Below are 22,667 nucleotides of genomic sequence, written 5' to 3'. Positions count from 1 at the left end.
GGTGCGTGTGTACCGAGTCTGTACCGGCTTGGCTCAATGTCGTACGCAGCCGTTAGCCTGGCGCGACGCGAACACATTCGGGATGGGGGACGGTCGTTACGCATGGCCAGGGAATTCCAGCGCGGCCACAAGGCCAAGATCAGTGATCTCACCGCGGGGACGGATCTGTACGTAGGTGTGCAGATCGCCGCTCCCGGGCTGAGCTTCGACATTAGCTGTTTCGGCCTCGACGCGGACGAACAGCTCTCGGACGACCGTTACTTCATCTTCTTCAACCAGCCGAAGTCCCCTGAGGAATCCATCCAGTTGCTGGGCGCCCAGGCCGGCGACACCGAGTCGTTCCGGGTGACGCTGGAGCGTATTCCGCCCGCCATTCAGAAGCTCTCGTTCACCGCCACGATCGACGGCGCGGGCCAGATGTCCCAGGTCGGCCCCGGGTACATCCGCATTGTCGCGGGCGGCGAGGAAGTCGTCCGATACGCCTTCACCGGTTCGGAGTTCACCACCGAGCGGGCGGTCATGCTCGGTGACTTCTATCTGAAGGACGTCTGGCGGTTCGCCGCGGTGGGCCAGGGCTTCGACGGCGGTCTGGACGCGCTTCTGAGGAACTTCGGCGGTGAGGTCGCCGAGGAGGAGCCCGCCGCACCGCAGCCGCCGGACGGCGGGCAGGTGCCCGGATTCGCCCCACCCACGCAGAGCGCGCCCGCCCCGGCGCCCCCGCCCGCGTTCGGCGTCCCGGCGTCCCCTCAGGCACTTCAGGCGCCTCACGCACCCCAGACGCCTCAGATCCCGCAGGCGCCCCAAGCTCCGCAGCCCGCGCCGGTGTTCGGGACGCCGCCCGGACCCCCGGCCCCCGCCCCGGCACCCCCGCCGATGCACGGCGCGCCGACCATCGCCGCGCCCATGACCCCGCCCGGCGGGACCGTACCGCCGCCTCCCGCGCCAGCGCCGTACGGACAGCCGCCCCAGCAGCCGCAGTTCGGCCAGGTCCCAGGGCAGGTCCCGGGGCAGCCTCCGATGCAGATCCCGGGGCAGGTCCCGCCCGCGCCCCAAGCGCCGTCCCCGTACGGTCAGCCCGCGCCCGCGCCGTACGGACAGCCGCCAGGACCGCCGACGGGTGTCCAGCCCGGCGTTCCGCAGGGGGTTCCCCAGGGCGTGCCGCCCGGCGGCGCCGGTCTTCAGGCCGCCCTCCAGCCGTACAAGGAACTGCCCACCGGACAGCGCTGGACCCGGCAGAACGGCCAGTTGATGCGGGTCGACCTCGGCATGGGCGGCACCCCGGTCCTGGCCCGCCAGGGCAGCATGGTGATGTACCAGGGGAAGGTCGACTTCAGCTACAAGGGCGCCGGTTTCGCCGGCCGTGTCGTCGGCAACGCCACCGGCCAGGAGATGCAGCTCATGCGCTGTACCGGCCGCGGCCAGGTCTTCCTCGCCGAGGAGGGCGCGCATCTGCACCCCGTGGAGCTTCAGGGCGACGGGATCTGCGTCTCGGCGGAGAACGTCCTCGCCTTCGACGAGTCCCTTCAGTACGAGGTCCGCAGGATCGAGGGCCATGGCATACCGGGCGGCGCCCTGTTCACCATGCTCTTCCAGGGCACGGGCACCGTCGTCGTGAAGACCCATGGCACCCCGGTGGTGCTGCCCGTCACGCCCACGACCTTCGCCGACTGCAATGCCGTCGTCGCCTGGTCGGCCGCGTCCCAAGTGATCATCTCCAGCCAGGTCAGGCTGCGCCGCAACGCGTATCCGGGCCACAGCGGAGAGACCGTGAACCTCCAGTTCCGGGGCGCCCCCGGCAACTTCATCGTCGTCCAGCCGTACGAGGTCTGAGGGAGCCCGGACCATGAACCAGCAGCTCGCGGGCTATGCCCCCACCCCCGTCGCGGCCCGGATGGAGAACCACGGCCGCGCCATGCTCAAGGTCGCGATGGCCTCAGGACAGGACCTCTTCGCGCGCACCGGCTCGATGGTCGCCTACGAGGGCTTCATCCAGTACGAGCCGAATCCGCCCGCCATCCGCCAGATCGCCTCCCAGTGGGTGACCGGCGAGGGCACACCCCTGATGAAGTGCTCCGGCGACGGCCTGCTCTATCTCGCGGACTACGGCGCGGATGTCGTGGTCATCAACCTCGACAATGACGCGCTCTCGGTCAACGGCACCAATGTGCTGGCCTTCGATGCCCATCTCCAGTGGGGCGTGGAGCGGGTGAAGGGACTGGCCAAGTTCGCCGGACAGGGCCTGTGGAATGTGCGGATAGCCGGGACCGGCTGGGTCGCCCTGACCTCGCGCGGCACCCCGATCGTCGTCGACTGCGGCCGGGGCGAGGACGAGACCTATGTCGACCCGGACGCCCTCGTCGCCTGGTCCCCGGCCCTCAAGGTGAAGGGCAAGCGCAGCCTGAAGGCGTCCGCGCTGATCGGGCGGGGCAGCGGAGAGGCCTATCAGATGGCCTTCTCCGGCCAGGGCATCGTCGTCGTACAGCCCAGCGAGGACAGCACCGACCGCCTGCGGATCCAGCGCTGAGGGGAGCGAGAACACCATGCAGAGTCCGCTTTTCGCCCATACGGAACAGCAGACCCAGGAGCGGTACGCGGTGCAGAACCCGCAGCTCCTGCGGGTCGCGCTCAGCGGCCAGGACGATGTCCTCGCCCGCAAGGGCGCGATGGTCGCGTATCAGGGGCTGATCGACTTCGACGGCGAGTACCAGTCGCAGGGCCAGCGCCGGGCCCGCGCCCGCACCGGTGAGGGACTGGACCTGATGCGCTGCTCGGGCCAGGGCACGGTCTATCTGGCCAACCTCGCCCAGTACATCCATGTCGTGGATGTCGACCACGAGGGGATGACGGTGGACAGCGCCTATGTGCTGGCGCTCGACTCCTCGCTGCACACCGAAGTCATCGCGGTGGACAGCCAGTACGGCATCTCGGGCTCCGGCAAGTACCAGCTCAATGTCTCCGGCCGGGGCAAGGTCGCGCTGATGACCTCGGGCCAGCCGCTGATGATGCAGGTCACGCCGGACAAGTACGTCAACGCCGACGCCGACGCGGTCGTCGCCTGGTCCTCCGCGCTACGGGTGCAGATGCAGGCGCAGACACACTCCTCGGGCATACGGAGGCGGCGCGGCAACACGGGCGAGGGCTGGGAGCTGAGCTTCCTGGGGCAGGGCTTCGCACTGGTGCAGCCCAGCGAGGTCATGCCGCCGCAGCACACGGAGATCGGGCAGGGCCTGGCCGCACAGTTCGGCGTCGGCCAGCACGGAGCGCACGGCCAGAACCAGAACAACGCCTGGAGCAGATGACGGCCGGGCCCGGCCGCCTGCGGAAGGCGGCCGGGGACCGGAGGACGGCGCTCCCCGGGCATCGACGGACACAATCGACGGACAGGGACGGCCACCCTGAGACGCGGCTCGGGGTGGCCACGGCCCAGCGTGGCCGCGGCTCAGAAAGAAGCCCGGCCACCCCCGCCCGCCGACAGGGCCTACGCGTTCAGCACGGCCCGCGTGCGCTCCACCAGCCGTACGACCGAGCCGTCGGCCACCGTCGCCGCCTCCTCGTAGGAGAACCAGCGCAGATCGAGCGACTCCTCGCTGATCCGCTCGACCGCGCCGGCCGGCGCCAGCGCCGCGTACTGCACATCCAGATGCCAGTGGCACGGGGCCGGAATGGCATGCCGGTCGAGCTGTACGGGACCGCCCGCCAGCGGTGTCAGACCGGCGATCCCGGACTCCTCCTCGGCCTCCCGCAGTGCCGCGCCCTCCAGGGTCCGGTCATCGGGCTCGCAGTGGCCGCCCATCTGGAGCCACAGGCCGAGCTTCTTGTGCAGGGTGAGCAGCACCCGGCCCCGCGCCGGATCGATCACCAGCGCGCTGGCGGTGAGATGCCCCGCCGTACAGGCCTTCCACATCGCGTCCCGGTGCGCGGCGAGATGATCCAGATAGAGATCGCGCAGCTCCTCCTGGCCCTCGTACCGGCTCTCGTACGACTTCAGTACGAGGGCGGCGTCGTTATGCAGGTCGTCATGCAGATCGTCACGCAGGCTCACTGGTCGGTGTCGTCCTTGCCGCCCTTGCCACCTTTGCCGCCCTTGCCGTCCGGTTCGTCCGCTGCCTCGCCGAGCATCTTGTCCAGCTCGGAGAAGTCCAACTGCTCGTGATGGACGAAGCCGTCCGGGTCGTCCAGGTCGGAGGCCGTCGGCAGCATGTCCGGGTGCTCCCACAGCCGGTCACGCCCGTCGGCCCCGCGCGCGTCCGTGAGCGATGCCCACAGGCGGGCGGCGTCCCGCAGCCGGCGCGGCCGCAGATGCAGGCCGATCAGGGTGGCGAAGGTCTGCTCGGCGGGGCCACCGGACGCACGTCGTCTGCGCAGCGTCTCGCGGAGCGCGTCGGCGCCCGTGAGCCTGCTCTTGGCCGCCTCGTGCACCACCGCGTCCACCCAGCCCTCGACCAGCGCGAGCGCCGTTTCGAGACGGGCCAGCGCGGCCTTCTGCTCGGGTGTGTCCTCCGGCTGGAACATGCCCTGCTGGAGCGCTTCCTGCAGCTCCTCGGGATGCGTGGGGTCGAACTGGCCGACCACGTCCTCCAGCTTGGTGGTGTCGACCTTGATCCCGCGGGCATAGCCCTCGACCGCGCCGAACATGTGCGACCGCAGCCAGGGCACATGGGCGAAGAGCCGCTGGTGGGCGGCCTCGCGCAGGGCCAGATACAGCCGGATCTCGTCCCTGGGCACTCCGAGGTCCTTGCTGAACGCCTCGATGTTCAGCGGAAGGAGCGCGGCCTTGCCCGCCGGGCCGAGCGGCAGCCCGATGTCCGTCGAGCCCACCACCTCGCCCGCCAGCACGCCCACGGCCTGCCCGATCTGCTGGCCGAACATCGCGCCGCCCATGGAGCGCATCATGCCGATCAGCGGGCCCGCCACGGACTGCATCTCCTCGGGGAGCACCTCGCCCATGGCCGTGCCCACCCGCTCCGCCACCGGGTCGACGAGCTGCTGCCACGCGGGCAGCGTCGCCTCGACCCACTCGGCACGGCTCCACGCCACCGCGGTGTTCGCGCCCGAGGGCAGGGAGGTGACGCCGTCCAGCCACAGATCGGCCAGCCGCACCGCCTCCTCGACCGAGGCGCGCTCCGAGGGGCCGACGCTCGCGTCCTTCGTGCCGTCCGGGGTGCCCTGCGCGACCGTCTGGCGGGCGATCTGCTTGGCCATGTCCCAGTTGACAGGGCCGCCCTCATAGCTGAGCATCTGGCCGAGCTGCTGGAAGGCCGCGCCCAGATCACTGGGGTTGAGCGAACCGAACATCGCGGCGAACGGATTGTCCGCACCGCCCGCGCCGCCCGGCAGCCCGAACCCGAAATTGCCGAAGGGGTTGCCGGGACCGCCCTGACCACCGGCACCCTGACCACCTCCGGCAGGGTCCTTCTTCTTGCCGTCGCCGTCCTCCGGCTCCTCCGGCGGAAGGCCGAATCCGAATGGTGTGTCACTCACGGGGTTCCTCGGCTCGTAGGGCCACCGGCGTCCGCCGGCGGCGACTGCCCGACTACACCACCCAGCCTAAGCGGGACCGGGCGGACGAGTGTGGTACCGCCTCCGACACCCGGCCGGCTTCCGGGCTCGGTGCTCCGCCGGCCTGTGGCCTGCGGCAGGATGGACGTCACCTGGTACGTACGCGTCATTCACGTACGTATTGAAGACAACCGCTGGAGACGCCCGGTGAGTTCCCCAGATCCGCAGGTTCGCGCAGCGCGAAACCGCCCGACCACGCACTCGTCCCGCGGCCCCGTCGTCGCGGTCACCGGCGCCGCCTCGGGCGTCGGCGACCTGCTCACCCGGCGCCTCGCCGACTCCGAGGACATCAAGCAGGTCATCGCCATCGACGAGCGCAGGGGCGAGGTCTCCGAGGCGCAGTGGCACATCCTCGACGTCCGCGACCCGGCCATCGCGGAGAAGCTGCGCGGTGCGGACGTGGTGGTGCATCTGGCGCTCGACCTCGATCTGGAGACCGACCCCGCCGCCCGTACGGCGTACAACGTGCGCGGTACCCAGACCGTGCTCACGGCCGCCGCCGCGGCGGGCGTCCACCGGGTGGTGCTGTGCACCTCGGCCATGGTCTACGGCGCGCTTCCCGACAACGACATCCCGCTCTCCGAGGACGCCGAACTGCGCGCCACGGCAGAGGCCACGGGCGTCGGCGATCTGCTGGAGATCGAACGGCTGGGCCGCCGCGCGCCCCGCGCGCACCCCGGCCTGAATGTGACGGTCGTACGGCCCGCCGTCCTGGTCGGCGGTACGGACACGGCCCTCACCCGCTATTTCGAGTCGCCGAGGCTGCTGGTCGTCGCGGGATCCCGGCCCACCTGGCAGTTCTGCCATGTCGAGGACCTGGTCAGCGCCCTGGAGTACGCCGCGCTCGAAAAGGCGGACGGGGAGTTCGCGGTCGGCTGCGACGGCTGGCTCGAACAGGAGGAGGTCGAGGAGCTGAGCGGCATCCGCCGGATGGAGCTGCCCTCCGCGGTCGCCCTGGGGGCCGCCGCGAGGCTGCACAGGATCGGTCTCACGCCCTCTCCGGCCGGCGATCTCGCGTACACCATGCACCCCTGGGTGGTCAGCGTCAGCAGGCTCCACGACGCGGGCTGGCGGCCCAGGTGGACCAACGAGGCGGTGCTCGCCGCGCTGCTGGAGGAGGTCGAGGGCCGGCACACGGTCGTGGGCCGCAGGCTCGGCCGCAAGGACGCCACGGCGGCGGGCGCGGCGGGCGCGACGGTGGCGCTGCTCGGTACGGCGGCACTGGTACGACGGGCCCGCAAGGCACGCCGGGGACGGTGAGGAGCGCGGCGCCACGGGCCGTACGAGGCTCCGCGGTGCTGCACTGACCGTCGAGCTGTACGGACTCGTCGAGCTGCACGGACCCGTCGAGAGGCCGCGGGACCGGAGGCGCCGTTCCGGGATGTCAGTGGTGTACGGCACGATGGGTCCATGGCGAGCACGCATTCCCACCCGGGCGAGCAGGCGGCGCAGGACCCCATCAGGCTGCTGGCGATCCGCGACACCCCCCTCACCGTCGACGAGGTGTTCCGCGCGGTCGGGGACGACGCCGCGGGCGGTACGGCGCTCTTCGTCGGTACGGTGCGCAACCACGACGGGGGCGCCGATGTGGACACCCTCGGTTATTCGTGCCACCCCACGGCCGAGGCGGAACTGCGCCGTGTCGCGGAGAAGGTCGCCGCCGACTATCCGGTGCGCGCGCTGGCCGCCGTCCACCGAGTGGGCGATCTGGAGGTCGGAGATCTGGCGGTCGTTGTCGCCGTCTCCTGCCCGCACCGGGGCGAGGCGTTCGAAGCCTGCCGCAAGCTGATCGACGACCTCAAGCACGAGGTGCCGATCTGGAAGCACCAGAAGTTCTCGGACGGCACCGAGGAATGGGTCGGCGCATAGCGGCCCGACATCCCCCTGAGAGCGCTTCTTCAAGAGGCGCGGTGGTTCTGAAACCTGGTCAGTCGTGTACGGCCCGATTTGCGTAACCGCACCCCTGCCAGCAGCGTTGTCTCAGCAGATGGTTAATCTGCTGATCGGTCAGTTTGCGGTCGCTCATGTAGGTCGGGAGGTCGGTATGGCCGTACTAGCCTGGTTGCTGATTCCGCTTTTCGCCGCGATAGGCGCGGCGATATGGGGAAGCTGGGCCTCAAGGGATCGAACCATCGGGGACATAGCCGAGCTGAACGGGTACGCCCGGTTCCGCGACGCGATGGAGAGGGCGCACTCCGGTTCGGGCCGGTTCTGACACCGGCAGCCGCGCAAGCCGCCCGTACGCATTCGCTACGCGATCCCCGCGCAGCCCCGTACGGACGGCCCCAGCGGTGCACAGAGGGACCCTTACCGTACTGTCGTTCCATGCCACGCCGCACCGCGACGATGCTCGCCTCCACCCTCGTCCTTATCGCGCTGCTTTGCGCGGGTGTGCTCATCACAGTGCCGTACTCGGAAATGAGCCCCGGACCGACGGTGAACACCCTCGGCGACGCAGGTGGAGAACCGGTACTCCAGATCTCCGGTCACCAGACCTATCCGACCTCGGGCCATCTCAATATGACGACGGTCAGGGTCACCGGTGCGGACTACAAAATGAACATCGTCGAGGCGGTGTACGGCTGGCTGGCACACGACAGTGTCGTGGTGCCGCACGACACCCTGTATCCGGACGGCAAGACCGAGGAGCAGTCCACCCAGGAGAACGCCGAGGAGTTCAGCCAGTCCCAGGAGAGCGCCAAGGTGGCCGCCCTGAAGGAACTGGACATCCCGGTCTCCTCGCGGACCGTCGTCTCCTCCGTCATCAAGGACGGAGCCGCCGAGGGCACGCTCCACGCGGGCGATGTGATCAAGCAGGTGGACGGTTCGCCGGTGCGCCAGCCCGCCGATGTCGCCCGGCTCGTCACCAAGCACAAGCCCGGTGAGGACGTCGTCTTCAGCATCGTCCCCGCCGCGGACGCCAAGGCGGCGGAGAAGGCGGGCAAGGAACCCGAGGGCACCGAGCGGGTCACGGTGACCACGCAGAAGGCCGAGGACGGCGGCCGGGCGGTCGTCGGCATCCAGGCCGGGACCGACCACACCTTCCCGTTCAACGTCGACATCAAGCTCGCGGATGTGGGCGGGCCCAGCGCCGGGCTGATGTTCGCGCTCGGCATCGTCGACAAACTCACGCCCGGCCCGCTCACGGGCGGCAAGTTCGTCGCCGGTACGGGCACGATCGACGACGAGGGACAGGTCGGGCCCATCGGGGGCATCGAGATGAAACTGGTCGGCGCGCGCGGCGCGGGCGCCGAGTACTTCCTCACCCCGGAGCAGAACTGCGCGGCGGCGGCCTCCGACATCCCCGCCGGCCTCACCCTCGTCAAGGTGAAGACCATCGACGACGCCAGGAAGTCGCTGAACAGGATTCGCAACGGGGACACGGCCGGCCTGCCGAGCTGCTCGGCAGGCTGACCGGCCCCGGTACGCGGGACGGATGACATCGGGCAGGCCCGGATCACACCTCGAACGGGCCTGCCCCCTGGACTAGCAGGCGTCTTGCCGATCTTGTCAGGCTGATCGACAAGACACCGCCCCTACGCCTCGAAGGTCGCCGCCAGCGCCTCCGCCAGTCCCGGCACCAGCCCCGACCCGGTGAGCACCTCGCTCGGCGAGTCCTTCTCGCGCAGCCGCAGCGCCGACTCCCGGGCGCCGTCACGCAGCACGGCGACGGTCATCCGTACCTCCTGACGGTCCGGATGGGCGGAGACCCACGAGGCGAGCCCGGCGTCGTCGAGCCCGTCCGGTACGGACGCCTCCGCCGACGGCGGCAGCATCAGCCGCTCCACCGTCATCGCGCAGCCGGTCACCGCGCCGGGCCACGCGATGGTGGCGAGGAACTCGTCCAGCGGGGTGCCGGACGGGATCTCGTCCTGTTCGATCGGGGTGAGCGGCGCGACGGACCCGCCGTCGTCGAGCCCGAGCTGGGCCGCCAGCTCCGGTTCGTCGGTGCGCAGGCGCGCGGTGTCGACGAGCGCGAAGAGCCGGGCGGGCTGGTCCCAGCCGAGCCCCGACGCGTACTCGTCGATTTCGAGCACCGCGCGGGTCAGCGGGCCGGCGGCCATGGGAGTGCCTGAGGGAGTGACATTGGACATGGCCAATATCCTGCCTCCTCCGGACCCCGGTGTGGGAACTAGGTAAAGCCTCAGTAAGTTGCATGAGTGGGCCCTTACGATCGCGGGGCCCAGCTTTACCCAGTGGGACACCTGGCCCGCTGAGACACACGACCGCGAACTTCGAGGTGCGCACGTTGGCTTTCCAGATGCCGGACCGCGGCGGAGGCCCGACCGGGCCACGGATCAGAGTGGGCCGGCCGTCCCGTCGCGCCCGGACCCTGCTCATGACGCTGGGGGTGCTGGCCGTGCTGGCCATGCTCTTCGTCATGTTCGCGGGGTTCTGGACCGACTGGCTCTGGTACCGCTCGGTGAGATATTCATCGGTTTTCACCACCACGCTCTGGACCAAGGTCGGCCTGTTCGCCGTCTTCGGGCTGGTGATGGCCCTCGCCGTCGGCCTGAACATCTGGCTGGCGCACCGGCTCCGCCCGCCGCTGAGCGCGATGTCCATGGAGCAGCAGAACCTCGACCGGTACCGGATGGGGATCGCCCCGTACAAGAAGTGGGTGCTCCTGGCGATCACCGCGCTGGTCGGGCTGATCGCCGGCGCCTCCGCCTCCGGCCAGTGGCGCACCTGGCTGATGTGGGTCAACGGAGTGCCGTTCGGGCAGAAGGACCCCGAGTTCAAGATGGACGTGTCGTTCTACGCGTTCGATCTTCCGTGGTTCCGCTTTCTGCTCGCCTTCGGCTTCGCCGCCGCGGTGCTGTCGCTGATCGCCGCCGCGCTGACCCACTATCTGTACGGAGGGCTGCGGATCACCAGCCCGGGCGCGCGCGCGACGGGCGCCGCCACCGGGCACCTCTCCGTGCTGATCGGCGTCTTCGTCTCGCTCAAGGCCGTGGCGTACTGGCTCGACCGGTACGGCCTGGCCGTCAAGTCCAGCGACTTCAAGGCGGCGGGGAACTGGACCGGGCTGCGGTATGTCGACGCCAACGCCTATCTCCCGGCGAAGACGATCCTCTTCTTCATCGCGGTCATCTGCGCCCTGCTGTTCTTCGCGACGCTCTGGCGGCGCACGTGGCAGCTTCCGATGATCGGCTTCGGTCTGATGGTGCTGTCGGCGATCCTGATCGGCGGTCTCTACCCGGCGATCGTGCAGAAGTTCCAGGTCCAGCCGAACGAGCAGGCCAAGGAAGCGCCGTACATCAAGAAGAACATCGACGCGACGCGCGCGGCGTACGGCATCGACGACGCCGATGTGCAGGACTACGGCGGCAAGGGCGACCCCGAGAAGAAGTCCGACCAGCGCAAGGCGGCCGACGCCGCCGCGAGTTACCGGCTCGTCGACCCCAATGTGGTCTCGCCCGCGTTCCAGCAGTTGCAGCAGGAGCGTAAGTACTACCAGTTCCCCGCCACGCTGGACGTCGACCGGTACACCGGTACCGACGGCAAGCCGCAGGACACGGTGGTCGGTCTGCGCGAGCTGAACATCACGGGTATCCCGAAGCGCAACTGGATCAACGACCACTTCACGTATACACACGGGTACGGAGTGATCGCGTCCAAGGGCACCAACACGGTGACGGACGAGAACCAGGGCACGGTCGGCGCCCCCGACTTCACCGAGTCGGGCCTGCCGACGTCCGGCCGGCTCGGCGAGTACGAGCAGCGGATCTACTACGGCGAGAAGACCGAGCAGTACTCGATCGTGGGCGGCCCGCAGAAGGAGCTGGACTACGAGAAGAACGGCGAGAAGACCACCAGCTACGCGGGCAGGAGCGGAGTCGATCTCTCCAATCCGCTGAACCGCGCGGCGTACGCGGTGGCCTTCAGCGAGCCGCAGATGGTCTACTCCGGCGCCATCGGCGACGGTTCGCGGATCCTCTACAACCGCACGCCCAAGGAGCGCGTCGAGGCGGTCGCGCCCTGGCTGACCATCGACGGCGACGCGTATCCCGCCGTGGTCGACGGCCGTATCAAGTGGATCATCGACGCGTACACGACGACGAACGGCTATCCGTACGCGTCCCGTACGACGCTCGGCGACACCACCGAGGACTCGCTGACCGACAACCAGCGCGCGGTCGTCGCCCAGCAGAACCAGGTCAACTACATCCGGAATTCGGTGAAGGCCACCGTCGACGCCTATGACGGCACGGTCGACCTGTACCAGTGGGACACCGAGGACCCGGTCCTCAAGACCTGGATGAAGGCCTTCCCCGGCACGGTGAAGGCGCGGGACCAGATCAAGCCCGAGCTGCTGGCCCATCTCCGCTATCCGCAGGACATGTTCAAGGTGCAGCGCGAGCTGCTCACCCGCTACCACGTCACCAACCCCGCGCAGTTCTACAGCGGCAGTGACGCGTGGCAGGTGCCGAACGACCCGACCAACAAGGACAGCAGTGCGGTCCCGCCGTACTATCTGAGCCTCAAGATGCCGGGGCAGGACGATCAGAAGTTCTCGCTGACGACCACGTTCACGCCCAACGGGCGCCCGAACCTGGGCGCGTTCATGGCGGTGGACGCCGACGCCACCAGCACGGACTACGGCACGATCAGAGTCCTGAGAGTGACATCGACCGTCCAGGGCCCGCAGCAGGTGCAGAGCGAGCTGAACGGTGTGCCCGAAGTCGCCGAGTTCGTCAGGAACCTGAGAGGCACCGACTCGGACATCGAGTACGGCAATCTGCTCACCGTTCCGCTCGAAGGCGGCTTCCTCTACATCGAGCCGGTGTACGCGCGGGGCGGCAGCGCCAACTATCCGCTGCTGAAGAAGGTGGCCGTCTCCTACGGAGGCAAGCCCGTCTTCAAGGACAGCCTGTCCGAGGCGCTCAACGCCGTGTTCGGCGAGGAGAGTTCCGAGCCGCCGGCGACGACACCACCGCCGACCGGTGAGACCAACCCGCCGCCGGCGACCGGTGACTCGGCGCTCCAGCAGGCCATCGCGGACGCGCAGAAGGCGTACGACGACGGCGAGGCGGCGCTCAAGGAGCAGGACTGGACGGCGTACGGCAAGGCGCAGGAAGCCCTCCAGGACGCCCTCCAGCGGGCCGCCGCCGCAGGTGCCGGCGGGGCCGAGGACGGGGGCGGCAACAGCGGCTGAGCAGGCATCACTCCACCCCGTGGTACGGTTGGGACACAACGACGCGGGGTGGAGCAGCTCGGTAGCTCGCTGGGCTCATAACCCAGAGGTCGCAGGTTCAAATCCTGTCCCCGCTACGCGAAGTCAAGGGCCCGGATCCAACAGGATCCGGGCCCTTGACGTATGTCCGGCAACTGCATCCGATCGAACTGCGTTTCAAGGCGTGGGAGTTGCGCCCAGGCGTGTTTGACTTGTCTCTCTGTGGGCATGTCGACAAAACGCTGAAGTGACCTTGTGGGTCGCGATATACCTGCTGTACGCGGGTGGCAGGTGGTGCGACGATGGAAATTATGGGGGATAGGACAACTCTGTTGGAGACAGGGCGGTTTGTGCAGCGTCATGCGGCGGACGCGGCCGACACCGCGAACGCCGCGGATTCTCTTGCTGCCGCCGACGCCCCGAGGGCGGCCGGCGCGGAGGAGACCGCCGACGCCGAGACCGAGGCGCGCCACCGCCGGGCGGCCGACGCCGGGGACATCGCGTCGATGAGCGTGCTCGGTGCCCTGCTGCTGCGCCGCGGCGATCTCGACGGAGCCGAGCGGTATCTGCGGGCCGCGACCGCCGAGGGCGACCGCGCCGCCGCCAACAATCTGGGTGTGCTGCTGCATCAGCGCGGCTACCCGGAGGAGGCGGCCGGCTGGTGGCGTGTCGCCGCTGTCGCCGGATCCGCCGCGGCTGCCCACGCGCTCGGCCGCCACCACCGTGAGCTGGGCGACGAGCCGGCCGCCGAGTACTGGCTGCGCCAGTCCGCCGAGCAGGGGCATGCCCTCGGCGCCTATGCCCTCGCCGATCTGCTGGAGCACCGCGGCGACTCCGGGGCCGAGCAGTGGCTGCGGGCCGCCGCCGAGCAGGGCCACCGCGAGGCGGCGTACCGGCTCGCCAGGGCGCTGGAGCGCCGCGCCCGCGAGGCGGCGCGCGCCGGAGCGGTTCAGCGTGTTCATCGTGGTCCTGCCGGAGCTGTTCACCGCGGCGTCACGGGAAGCCACCGGACCGGAACGGGCCGGAGCGGCCCCCGTATCAGCGTCGACACGGGTACGGGTACGGGCACGGGCGTACGCCTGCGTACGGGTACCGGCGCGGGCAGGGCCGTGGGCGCGGGCGTGGGCGCGGACACCGAAGCGCCCGCCGCCTCCCCGTCCTCGCTCCTCGGCGAGGCCGCCCAGTGGTACCGGCAGGCCGCCGCACGCGGCCACCGCAAGGCCGCCCTGAACCTCGGCGCGATCCTGGAGAAGCGTGGTGAGCTGAAGGAGGCCGGCCGCTGGTATCTGACCTCCGCCAAGGACGGCGAGGCACGGGCCGCCTGCGCCCTCGGCTTCCTGCTGCGGGACGCCGGTGACGAGGAGAGCGCCGCCATCTGGTGGCTGCGCGCCGCGCAGGAGGGCGACGGCAACGCCGCCAACGCCCTCGGCGCACTGCACGCCGCCCATGGTGAGCCGCAGACCGCCGAGCGCTGGTACCGCGCCGCGATGGACGCGGGCGATGTCAACGGCGCGTACAACCTCGGGCTGCTCTGCGCCGCCCAGGACCGTACCGTCCAGGCCGAGCAGTGGTACCGCCGCGCCGCCTACGCGGGCCACCGCGAGGCCGCCAACGCGCTCGCCGTCCTGCTGCTCCAGGCCGACGACGCGACGGGGGCCGAGCCCTGGTTCTCCAAGGCAGCCGAAGCGGGCAGCGTGGACGCCGCGTTCAACCTGGGCATCCTGCACGCGGGCCGCGCGGACGACGGTGCGGCCCTGCGCTGGTACGAGCGGGCCGCCGCCGCGGGTCACACCGAGGCGGCCCTCCAGGTCGGTATCGCCTGCCTGCGGGACGGCGACGAGCGGTCGGCCGAGCGCCATCTGCGCTGCGCGGCCGGCGGCGGCAGCCCCGAGGCCGCGTTCCGGCTGGCCACCCTGCTCGACTCGCGCAGGCCGCCGCCCGGACCGCCCGCGCTCGGCGAGCCGCACACGGTGAAGAGCGAGTGCGAGCAGTGGTACGAGCGGGCCGCCGAGCAGGGGCATCGCAGGGCCCAGGTGCGCGTCGGCATGCTCGCCGCCGCCCGCGGGGACATCGAGGACGCCGCGCGCTGGTACCGGCTGGCCGCCGAGGCGGGCAGCCGCAACGGCGCGTTCAATCTGGGACTGCTCCTCGCGCGCGAGGGCGGTGAGCGGGAGGCCGCTCAGTGGTGGGGCCGGGCCGCGCGGGACGGGCACGGCCGGGCCGCGCTGCGGCTGGCGCTGCTCGCCGCGCGCCGGGGCGAGCTGACCGAGGGCCAGCGCTGGTGCGCGCGCGCCGTCGAGCTGGGCCCGGCCGAGGTGGCGGAGCGCGCGGCACGGCTGCGCGAGGCGCTCCACCAGGAGCTGACGGCCTGACCCGTAAGGGATTTGCACCGCTCGGCGGGCGTGACGTAATGTTGCGTTCACCGACGCGGGGTGGAGCAGCTCGGTAGCTCGCTGGGCTCATAACCCAGAGGTCGCAGGTTCAAATCCTGTCCCCGCTACTGAAACCTGAGGTCCGGAATTCGAAAGAGTTCCGGGCCTCAGGTGTTTTCCGGTCTCTCACGTGCTTTCCGGGCCTCGCGGGTTTTTCGGGCCTGGGGCCTCGGGTGTGGGCGTTCTCAGCCGGAGGCGCAGTCCGGACAGGTGCCTCTGTAGGTCACCTCGACGTCCGAGACCGTGAAGCCGAAGCGCTCCGCGTCCGGCAGATCGGCCAGCGGATCGCCCGTGGGCCGGACATCACGGATCGTGCCGCACCGGGCGCAGACCAGGTGGTGGTGCGGCCGGTGCGCGTTCGGGTCGTACCGCTTGGCACGGCGGTCCGTCGACACCTCCAGCACCTCGCCGAGCATGACCATCTCGCCCAGAGTGTTGTAGACGGTCGCCCTGGAGATCTCCGGCAGCCGCGCGACGGCGCGCGCGTGCACCTCGTCGGCCGTGAGGTGGACATGGTCCCCGTCGAGGACCTCGGCGACAACACGCCGCTGCGCCGTCATGCGCCAGCCACGTCCGCGAAGCCGTTCCAACAGGTCACTCATGACGACAAGCCTAACAGTGAGGGGGTTCAGACACGGGGCGTGTATGAGTTTGGATGGATGCTTGACTTAGACAATGTCCATCGTAGGATCGGTCACGGTACACGCCAAGGGACAGGACTGGCGGCAGATGACGCAGGAGGCGCACGTGACGCAGGGACCGCTCACCACGGAGGCCGGGGCACCGGTCGCCGACAACCAGAACAGCGAGAGCGCGGGCGTCGGTGGTCCCGTGCTGGTCCAGGACCAGGCGCTGCTGGAGAAGCTCGCGCACTTCAACCGTGAGCGCATCCCGGAGCGCATCGTGCACGCGCGGGGTGCCGGCGCGTACGGCACGTTCACGGTGACCCGCGATGTCACGCGGTGGACGCGCGCGAAGTTCCTCTCCGAGGTCGGCAAGCAGACCGAGACGTTTCTGCGCTTCTCCACCGTCGCGGGCAGCCTCGGCTCGGCCGACGCCGTGCGCGACCCGCGCGGTTTCGCGCTGAAGTTCTACACCGAGGAGGGCAATTACGACCTCGTCGGCAACAACACCCCGGTGTTCTTCATCAAGGACGCCATCAAGTTCCCCGACTTCATCCACACCCAGAAGCGCGACCCGTACACCGGCTCGCAGGAGGCGGACAACGTCTGGGACTTCTGGGGTCTGTCGCCCGAGTCCACCCACCAGGTGACCTGGCTCTTCGGTGACCGCGGCATCCCGGCGACGCTGCGCCACATGAACGGGTACGGCTCCCACACGTACCAGTGGAGCAACGAGGCCGGCGAGGTCTTCTGGGTCAAGTACCACTTCAAGACCGACCAGGGCATCAGGAACCTGACCTCGGGCGAGGCCGCGGTGCTCGCGGGCGAGGACCCGGACTCGCACCAGCGCGATCTGCGCGAGTCCATCGAGCGCGGTGACTTCCCGTCCTGGACGGTCCAGGTGCAGATCATGCCGACGGCGGACGCGGCGACGTACCGCTTCAACCCGTTCGACCTGACCAAGGTCTGGCCGCACGAGGACTACCCGCCGGTCGAGATCGGCAAGCTGGAGCTGAACCGCAACCCGGAGAACATCTTCGCCGAGGTCGAGCAGTCCATCTTCTCGCCGGCGCACTTCGTGCCGGGCATCGGTCCGTCCCCGGACAAGATGCTCCAGGGCCGGCTCTTCGCGTACGGCGACGCCCACCGCTACCGCGTCGGTATCAATGCCGACCATCTGCCGGTGAACCGCCCCCACGCCACCGAGGCGCGCAACCACAGCCGGGACGGCTTCCTGTACGACGGCCGCCACAAGGGCGCCAAGAACTACGAGCCGAACAGCTTCGGCGGCCCGTTCCAGACGGACAGGCCGCTCTGGCAGCCGGTCGCGGTGAGCGGCGCCACCGGCAACCACGAGGCGCCGAGCCACGCCGAGGACAATGACTTCGTCCAGGCCGGCAATCTCTACCGGCTGATGTCCGAGGACGAGAAGGGGCGGCTGATCGAGAATCTGGCCGGCTTCATCTCCAAGGTGTCACGCGACGACATCGCCGAGCGCGCGGTGAACAACTTCCGCCAGGCGGACGGTGACTTCGGCAAGCGGCTGGAGGCCGCGGTCCAGGCCCTCCGCGGCTGAGGTCTCTTGCCGGAACGGAACGGGGCCGGGTCCTTCGGGACCCGGCCTCTTCTGCCGTGTGCCCGTACACCCCCGTACCCCGGCAACCGGAACGGCGCGTCGGCCGACCGGGCGGCCGCGTCAGCCGGCCAGGACCGCCGCCTCGCGCCGGTCCGGCGCCCAGCAGCGGATGATGTCGCGTACGGACACGATGCCGACCGGCTCCTGGTCGTTCAGCACGATCAGATGGCGGAACCCGCCGCTCGACATCGCCGCGGCGGCCTCGTCCAGCGTCCAGGACGGCGCGGCGAAGACGACATCGTTGGTGGTGTGGGTACAGGCGGTCTCGGTGTCGGGGCTCTGGCCCGCACCGACCGAGTTCAGGATGTCGCGTTCGGTGAGAATGCCGATACCGCAGTGGTCGGGGTCGAGGACGACGGCGGCACCGACGCGGCGGGCCGACATCAGCCGGGCCGCCTGGCGGAGCGTATGCGTGGGCCCGATGGTCAGTACCACCGAACTCATGGCGTCACGGACGAGCATGGGGCGGGGACACCTCCTTGGCGAACCGTCTCGTGGGCCCCTCCGGCCGTTGGGGGGCCTTGTGAGAAACAATTCACAAGTTCACAAGTGGGGGGACTTTCAGAGTGACACTCTTGTCCCCAGTCAACAAGGGGGCGGGGGAGGTGAGCGCGGGGGCGCGCGGAAAACCGACAAACGCCCCTGGAACCGGCCACGAGCGCCGGACGTCGAGGCGTCGGCAGCGAGTGGCTGGCGGCAGTCAGCCGACGGCAAGCAGCCGGCGGCGAACAGTCAGCCAGTGCCAGCGGTCGGTATCAGCAGCCGGTATCAGTAGCGCTGGTTGAGATAGCCGAGAAGCTCCTCGTGCAGGATCCCGTTCGACGCCGCCGCATTGCCGCTGTGCGGCCCCGGCCGTCCGTCCAGCCCCGTGAAGCTGCCGCCCGCCTCCTGGACGACGATCGTGGTCGCCGCCATGTCCCACAGGGACAGCTCCGGCTCCGCGCACATGTCCACCGAACCCTCGGCGACCATCATGTACGGCCAGAAGTCGCCATAGCCGCGGGTGCGCCAGCAGGCCCGGCTCAGATCGAGGAAGCCGTCGAGCCGCCCCTGCTCCTCCCAGCCGCTCAGCGAGGAGTACGCGAACGACGCGTCCCGGACCCGCGAGACCTTGGAGACCCGCAGCCGGGTCGCCGAGGAGAGGCTCCGGCCCGTATAGGCGCCCCCGCCCTTCGCCGCCCACCACCGGCGGCCCAGCGCGGGCGCCGACACCACGCCGACGACCGGCTCGTACCCGCCCTCGGCGGCCACCATCAGCGAGATCAGCGTCGCCCAGACGGGCACCCCGCGCACATAGTTCTTCGTACCGTCGATGGGGTCGATGACCCAGCGCCGCGGACCGGTGCCCTCGATGCCGTACTCCTCGCCCAGGATCGCGTCCCGCGGCCGCGCCCGCTGGAGGTTTCCACGGATCAGCTCCTCGGCCGCCTTGTCGGCCTCGGTCACCGGGGTCATGTCCGGTTTGGTCTCGACCTTGAGGTCCAGGGCCTTGAAACGGTCCATGGTCGCGGCGTCGGCGGCGTCCGCGAGGACATGGGCGAGACGCAGATCATCGTGGTAATCGGGCATGGTCGTCACAGTATCCACCAGGGGCGGGACCCGGCCACGGGACCCGTAACGGCGCGAGCGTGCCGGGTGTCGTGACGGGGCGAACGGTGCCGGGAGGGGCACCGAAGTAGCCAATGCCGCGCGGGCCCGCGCCGGGGGCCTTGACAGCCGTCGACAGCCCGTCAACTCTGAGCGCAGAGCCGCACGGCCCCGGAGGCGACGATGCCTACTGCGCGTGAAGCCCTACTAAATGCCGGTCTCTCGGCGCTCCGTGAGCTGCCCTGGTCGGCCGTCAGAATGGTCGATGTGGCCTCGGCCGCCGGAGTCTCCCGGCAGACCCTCTACAACGAGTTCGGCAGCAAGGAGGGGCTCGCCCGCGCCCTCCTGCGCCGCGAGGTCGATCTCTATCTGCGCGGGGTGGAGCGCCGGCTGAACGAGCGGGCGGACACCGTGGACCGGCTGGTCGGCATCGCCGAATGGACCGTGGCCGAGGCGCGGGCGAGACCCCTGCTGCGCGCGCTGCTCACCGGCTGCTGGGGGGAGTGGCTGCCCGCCCCCGGTCCGGTACGGATCACCGCCCAGCCGTCCGGCGTACCGGCCCAGCGCCGCGCCGACGCGGGACCGCCCGCGACCGGTGACCTGGTCGCACTCGTACGGGACAGATCCGCGGCGGCGCTGGCGCGGAGCCGGATGGAGCAGAGCCGGGCGGACCATCCGCGGCCCGCTGCCGGGCGGGCCGAGCTGCTGTACCGCTGCGAGCTGGCCGTACGGCTCGCCCTCGCCCATCTCGTCGCGCCCGGCGGCGAATCCGTGGGCCCGCTGGTCCGTACCGCCGTCACAGCTCCGCTGCCCGTGCCCCCGCCCGTACCGCTCAGTGCGCCGAGCCCGAGAGCTGGAGCCCGATGACTCCGATGATCACCAGGGAGATCGACACGAGCTTGAGCGTCGAGACCACGTCGCCGAGGAAGATCATGCCGTAGATCGCCGTGCCCGCCGCGCCGATGCCGGTCCAGACCGCGTAGGCGGGACCGACGTCGAGCTTCTTCAGAGAGAGCGTCAGCAGGCCGAAGCTGCCGAGGGCGAAGGCGGCGAAGGCGACGGTCGGCCAGAGCCTGGTGAAGCCGTGGGAGAGCTTGAGACAGACCGCGAACCCCGTCTCCAGGAGTCCGGCGACGACCACCAGCAGCCACGCCATGTCAAAGGCCTCCCCGTGTCCGTGACTGCTTCACGACCGCTGACCGCCCTGTCCGGCCGGACGTGATTATGCCCTTACCAGCGCCAGGGGATCGCAAACGTGTGCGCGTCAGTCGCCTTCGCGCCGCTCGCGCGTGGCCAGAAGCCGCCGCAGTGAGTAGAGCCGCGCCGGATCGGCGTGCCCCTCGGCCACCCACGCGTCGAGCGCGCAGTCCGGTTCGTCGTGCCCGCAGGCCCGGGGGCAGTCCTCCGTACCGGGCACCAGATCGGGGAAGGCGAGGATGACCCGGGACGGATCGACATGGTGCAGTCCGAAGGAGCGGATGCCCGGGGTGTCGATCACCCAGCCGTCGCCCTTCTCCAGCGGCAGTGCCAGCGCCGAGGTGGTGGTGTGCCGGCCGCGGCCGGTGACCGCGTTGACCAGGCCGGTGCTGCGCCGGCGCTCCTCCGGTACGAGGGCGTTGACCAGGGTCGTCTTGCCGACGCCGGAGTGGCCGACGAAGGCGGTGACCCGCCCGTCGAGATGCTCCCGTACGAGATCGGCCGCGTGACCGCTCGCCAACTCGTCGCGGCGGGTGACCACATGACGGATGCCCAGGGTGCGATAGGTCTCCAGCAGTTCGTCCGGCGCGGCCAGATCGGACTTGGTCAGTACGAGCAGCGGCTCCAGACCGCCGTCGAACGCCGCGACCAGACAGCGGTCGATCAGCCGGGGGCGCGGCTCGGGATCGGCGAGCGCGGTGACGATGGCCAACTGGTCGGCGTTGGCGACGACCACACGCTCGTACGGATCGTCGTCGTCCGCCGTGCGCCGCAGCACCGAGCTGCGCTGCTCGATCCGTACGATCCGCGCCAGGGTGTCCTTCTTGCCCGACAGATCACCGACCAGACCGACCCTGTCGCCCACCACGGCCGCCTTGCGGCCCAGTTCGCGCGCCTTCATCGCCAGTACGGTCCGGTCCTCGACGAGACAGGTGAGCCGGCCGCGGTCCACGGTCAGGACCATGCCCTCGGAGGCGTCCTCGTGCTTGGGGCGGATATGCGTACGCGGCCTGTTGCCCTTGGGGTTGGGGCGGGTGCGGATGTCGTCCTCGTCGGGGTTCTTGCCGTAGCGCCGCATGCCGTCAGGCTCCCGCTCCCGCGAGCATGTCGGTCCACATCCGCGGGAAGTCGGGCAGTGTCTTGGCGGTCGTCGCGACGTTCTCGATCCGTACCCCTTCGACGGCCAGCCCGATGATCGAGCCCGCCGTGGCCATGCGGTGGTCGTCGTACGTGTGGAACACCCCGCCGTGCAGCGGGCGCGGGCGGATGTGCAGACCGTCCGCGGTCTCGGTGACATCGCCGCCCAGCTCGTTGATCTCCTTGGTGAGCGCGGCCAGCCGGTCCGTCTCGTGGAGCCGCAGATGGGCGACGCCCCGCAGGGTGGAGGGCGAGTCCGCGAGCGCGGCCACGGCCGCGATACCGGGGGTCAGCTCGCCGACCTCGCTCAGATCGACGTCGATGCCGTGGATCGCGCCGGTGCCCCGGAAGGTGAGACAGGTGCCCTCCGCCGTCATGTCGAACTCGCAGGAACCCCCCATCTCGGTGAAGATCCGGCGCAGTGCGTCGCCCGGCTGTGTGGTGCGCTCGGGCCAGTCAGGGACGGTGACCCGGCCACCGGTGACCAGCGCGGCGGCCAGGAACGGCTGGGCGTTGGAGAGATCGGGCTCCACGGTCAGATCGCGGCCGAGCAGGGCGCTGGGGGAGACCCGCCAGACATTCGGCTCGCCGCCGGTCTCCGGCTCGTCGACCTGGGCGCCGACCGCGCGCAGCATGTCCACGGTCATCCGGATGTGCGGCATGGACGGCAGGACCTTGCCCACATGGCGGACCTCCACGCCCTGGTTGAAGCGCGCCCCCGAGAGCAGCAGCGCGGAGACGAACTGGGAGGACGCCGAGGCGTCGATCTCCACCGGGCCGCCGTCCAGCGCGCCGCCGCCGTGCACGGTCAGCGGGAGCGCGCCGCGGTTGTCGTCGTCGATCCGGGCACCGAGGGCGCGCAGGGCGTGGATGACGCTGCCCAGCGGGCGTTCGTACGAGCGGGGGTCGCCGTCGAACCGTACGGTGCCGTCGGCGAGCGTCGCGACGGGCGGCAGGAAGCGCATCACCGTACCGGCGTTCCCGACATCGACGGACGCGGGGCCGTGCAGGCCGGAGGGGATCACCCGCCACGCCTCGCCGCCCGGGGCGGGGACGCCCGCGGCGGTGGAGCTGGACGACAGGGTCTCCTCGATGCCGACACCCATGGCGCGCAGGGCCTCGGCCATCAGCAGGGTGTCGCGGGAGCGCAGCGGGCGGCGCAGCCAGCCGGGCTCGGCGGCCAGTGCGGCGAGGACCAGAGCGCGGTTGGTGACCGACTTGGATCCCGGCACGGTGACCGTCGCTTCGACGGCCCCGCGCGCGTAGGGGGCGGGCCAGAGGGCGGGCTGCACGGAGCTTTCGGTCATGGCCATCACTTT

Annotated in this window: 19 protein-coding genes and 2 tRNA genes; 12 read left to right on the top strand and 9 right to left on the bottom strand. The window is 70.3% G+C overall.

What is annotated here, in order from left to right; translation table 11 throughout:
* The first annotated feature begins 102 nt into the window (after positions 1–102).
* From KQY30_RS11630 to KQY30_RS11620, 3 genes are read left to right on the top strand one after another with little or no spacing between them, the layout of a single operon-like run.
* The gene (locus KQY30_RS11630; protein WP_217306759.1) at positions 103–1,830 is read left to right on the top strand and encodes a TerD family protein; all 1,728 of its coding nucleotides are present in this window, start codon (positions 103–105) and stop codon (positions 1,828–1,830) included.
* Between the two features lie 13 nt (positions 1,831–1,843).
* Positions 1,844–2,524 (top strand): AIM24 family protein, encoded by a 681-nt coding sequence (locus KQY30_RS11625; RefSeq protein WP_046500428.1) that lies wholly within the window; start codon positions 1,844–1,846, stop codon positions 2,522–2,524.
* A 16-nt stretch (positions 2,525–2,540) separates the two neighbouring features.
* A complete protein-coding gene (locus tag KQY30_RS11620; protein WP_217306758.1) occupies positions 2,541–3,299 on the top strand; it encodes an AIM24 family protein in 759 nt (252 codons plus the stop codon).
* A gap of 179 nt (positions 3,300–3,478) precedes the next feature.
* On the opposite strand, the gene KQY30_RS11615 is transcribed toward KQY30_RS11620, so the two are convergent.
* Complete coding sequence (locus KQY30_RS11615; protein WP_217310992.1) at positions 3,479–4,012, bottom strand: NUDIX hydrolase; 534 nt, start codon at positions 4,010–4,012, stop codon at positions 3,479–3,481.
* Positions 4,013–4,038: 26 nt separating this feature from the next.
* Positions 4,039–5,481: a zinc-dependent metalloprotease gene (locus tag KQY30_RS11610; protein WP_217306757.1), complete on the bottom strand. Its 1,443-nt coding sequence runs from the start codon at positions 5,479–5,481 to the stop codon at positions 4,039–4,041.
* 225 nt (positions 5,482–5,706) lie between these two features.
* Between KQY30_RS11610 and KQY30_RS11605 the strand changes: the two genes are divergently transcribed.
* From KQY30_RS11605 to KQY30_RS11595, 3 genes are all read left to right on the top strand, one after another.
* Positions 5,707–6,819: an SDR family oxidoreductase gene (locus KQY30_RS11605; RefSeq protein ID WP_217306756.1), complete on the top strand. Its 1,113-nt coding sequence runs from the start codon at positions 5,707–5,709 to the stop codon at positions 6,817–6,819.
* 150 nt (positions 6,820–6,969) lie between these two features.
* Positions 6,970–7,428, top strand: a complete 459-nt coding sequence (locus tag KQY30_RS11600) for a molybdenum cofactor biosynthesis protein MoaE (RefSeq protein ID WP_217306755.1) — start codon at positions 6,970–6,972, stop codon at positions 7,426–7,428.
* A 456-nt stretch (positions 7,429–7,884) separates the two neighbouring features.
* On the top strand, positions 7,885–8,973 hold the full coding sequence (locus KQY30_RS11595) for a PDZ domain-containing protein (protein ID WP_217306754.1): 1,089 nt from the start codon (positions 7,885–7,887) through the stop codon (positions 8,971–8,973).
* A gap of 122 nt (positions 8,974–9,095) precedes the next feature.
* On the opposite strand, the gene KQY30_RS11590 is transcribed toward KQY30_RS11595, so the two are convergent.
* Positions 9,096–9,653 carry a PPA1309 family protein gene (locus tag KQY30_RS11590; RefSeq protein ID WP_217306753.1) on the bottom strand — a complete coding sequence of 186 codons (558 nt, stop codon included), beginning with the start codon at positions 9,651–9,653 and terminating at the stop codon, positions 9,096–9,098.
* Positions 9,654–9,820: 167 nt separating this feature from the next.
* Between KQY30_RS11590 and KQY30_RS11585 the strand changes: the two genes are divergently transcribed.
* From KQY30_RS11585 to KQY30_RS11570, 4 genes are all read left to right on the top strand, one after another.
* Complete coding sequence (locus tag KQY30_RS11585) at positions 9,821–12,718, top strand: UPF0182 family protein (protein WP_217310991.1); 2,898 nt, start codon at positions 9,821–9,823, stop codon at positions 12,716–12,718.
* A 42-nt stretch (positions 12,719–12,760) separates the two neighbouring features.
* Positions 12,761–12,834, top strand: a tRNA-Met gene (locus KQY30_RS11580).
* A 204-nt stretch (positions 12,835–13,038) separates the two neighbouring features.
* Positions 13,039–15,108, top strand: coding sequence for an SEL1-like repeat protein (locus tag KQY30_RS11575; protein ID WP_217306752.1), 2,070 nt, complete (start codon positions 13,039–13,041; stop codon positions 15,106–15,108).
* A gap of 54 nt (positions 15,109–15,162) precedes the next feature.
* A tRNA-Met gene (locus tag KQY30_RS11570) sits at positions 15,163–15,236 on the top strand.
* Between the two features lie 117 nt (positions 15,237–15,353).
* On the opposite strand, the gene KQY30_RS11565 is transcribed toward KQY30_RS11570, so the two are convergent.
* Entirely contained in the window at positions 15,354–15,770 is a 417-nt protein-coding gene (locus tag KQY30_RS11565) for a Fur family transcriptional regulator (RefSeq protein WP_217306751.1), read from the bottom strand.
* Positions 15,771–15,897: 127 nt separating this feature from the next.
* On the opposite strand from KQY30_RS11565, the gene KQY30_RS11560 reads away from it, so the two are divergent.
* The gene (locus KQY30_RS11560; RefSeq protein WP_217310990.1) at positions 15,898–17,367 is read left to right on the top strand and encodes a catalase; all 1,470 of its coding nucleotides are present in this window, start codon (positions 15,898–15,900) and stop codon (positions 17,365–17,367) included.
* A 120-nt stretch (positions 17,368–17,487) separates the two neighbouring features.
* On the opposite strand, the gene KQY30_RS11555 is transcribed toward KQY30_RS11560, so the two are convergent.
* Together KQY30_RS11555 and hisN are read right to left on the bottom strand one after the other, a co-directional pair.
* Positions 17,488–17,889 carry a cyclic nucleotide-binding/CBS domain-containing protein gene (locus KQY30_RS11555; RefSeq protein WP_217306750.1) on the bottom strand — a complete coding sequence of 134 codons (402 nt, stop codon included), beginning with the start codon at positions 17,887–17,889 and terminating at the stop codon, positions 17,488–17,490.
* A 306-nt stretch (positions 17,890–18,195) separates the two neighbouring features.
* Positions 18,196–18,996: a histidinol-phosphatase gene (gene hisN / locus KQY30_RS11550; RefSeq protein ID WP_046500415.1), complete on the bottom strand. Its 801-nt coding sequence runs from the start codon at positions 18,994–18,996 to the stop codon at positions 18,196–18,198.
* Positions 18,997–19,197: 201 nt separating this feature from the next.
* Here hisN and KQY30_RS11545 point away from each other — a divergent pair, with 201 nt between their 5' ends.
* Positions 19,198–19,881, top strand: a complete 684-nt coding sequence (locus KQY30_RS11545; protein ID WP_217306749.1) for a TetR/AcrR family transcriptional regulator — start codon at positions 19,198–19,200, stop codon at positions 19,879–19,881.
* Here the strand turns inward: KQY30_RS11545 and KQY30_RS11540 are convergent.
* The 3 genes from KQY30_RS11540 to aroA all read right to left on the bottom strand — a co-directional run bounded on the left by KQY30_RS11540 (position 19,847) and on the right by aroA (position 22,655).
* Positions 19,847–20,170 carry a multidrug efflux SMR transporter gene (locus KQY30_RS11540; protein WP_046500413.1) on the bottom strand — a complete coding sequence of 108 codons (324 nt, stop codon included), beginning with the start codon at positions 20,168–20,170 and terminating at the stop codon, positions 19,847–19,849. The genes KQY30_RS11545 and KQY30_RS11540 overlap by 35 nt on opposite strands.
* Positions 20,171–20,278: 108 nt before the next feature.
* Positions 20,279–21,289: a ribosome small subunit-dependent GTPase A gene (rsgA, locus tag KQY30_RS11535; protein ID WP_046500412.1), complete on the bottom strand. Its 1,011-nt coding sequence runs from the start codon at positions 21,287–21,289 to the stop codon at positions 20,279–20,281.
* Between the two features lie 4 nt (positions 21,290–21,293).
* A complete protein-coding gene (aroA, locus tag KQY30_RS11530; protein ID WP_217306748.1) occupies positions 21,294–22,655 on the bottom strand; it encodes a 3-phosphoshikimate 1-carboxyvinyltransferase in 1,362 nt (453 codons plus the stop codon).
* Between the last annotated feature and the right edge of the window lie 12 nt (positions 22,656–22,667).

It is taken from the genome of Streptomyces sp. GMY02, from assembly GCF_019056675.1.
Taxonomy (GTDB): domain Bacteria; phylum Actinomycetota; class Actinomycetes; order Streptomycetales; family Streptomycetaceae; genus Streptomyces; species Streptomyces odonnellii.
The sequence above is the reverse complement of the archived record's forward strand: the minus strand, read 5'-3'. Positions and strand labels throughout refer to the sequence as shown.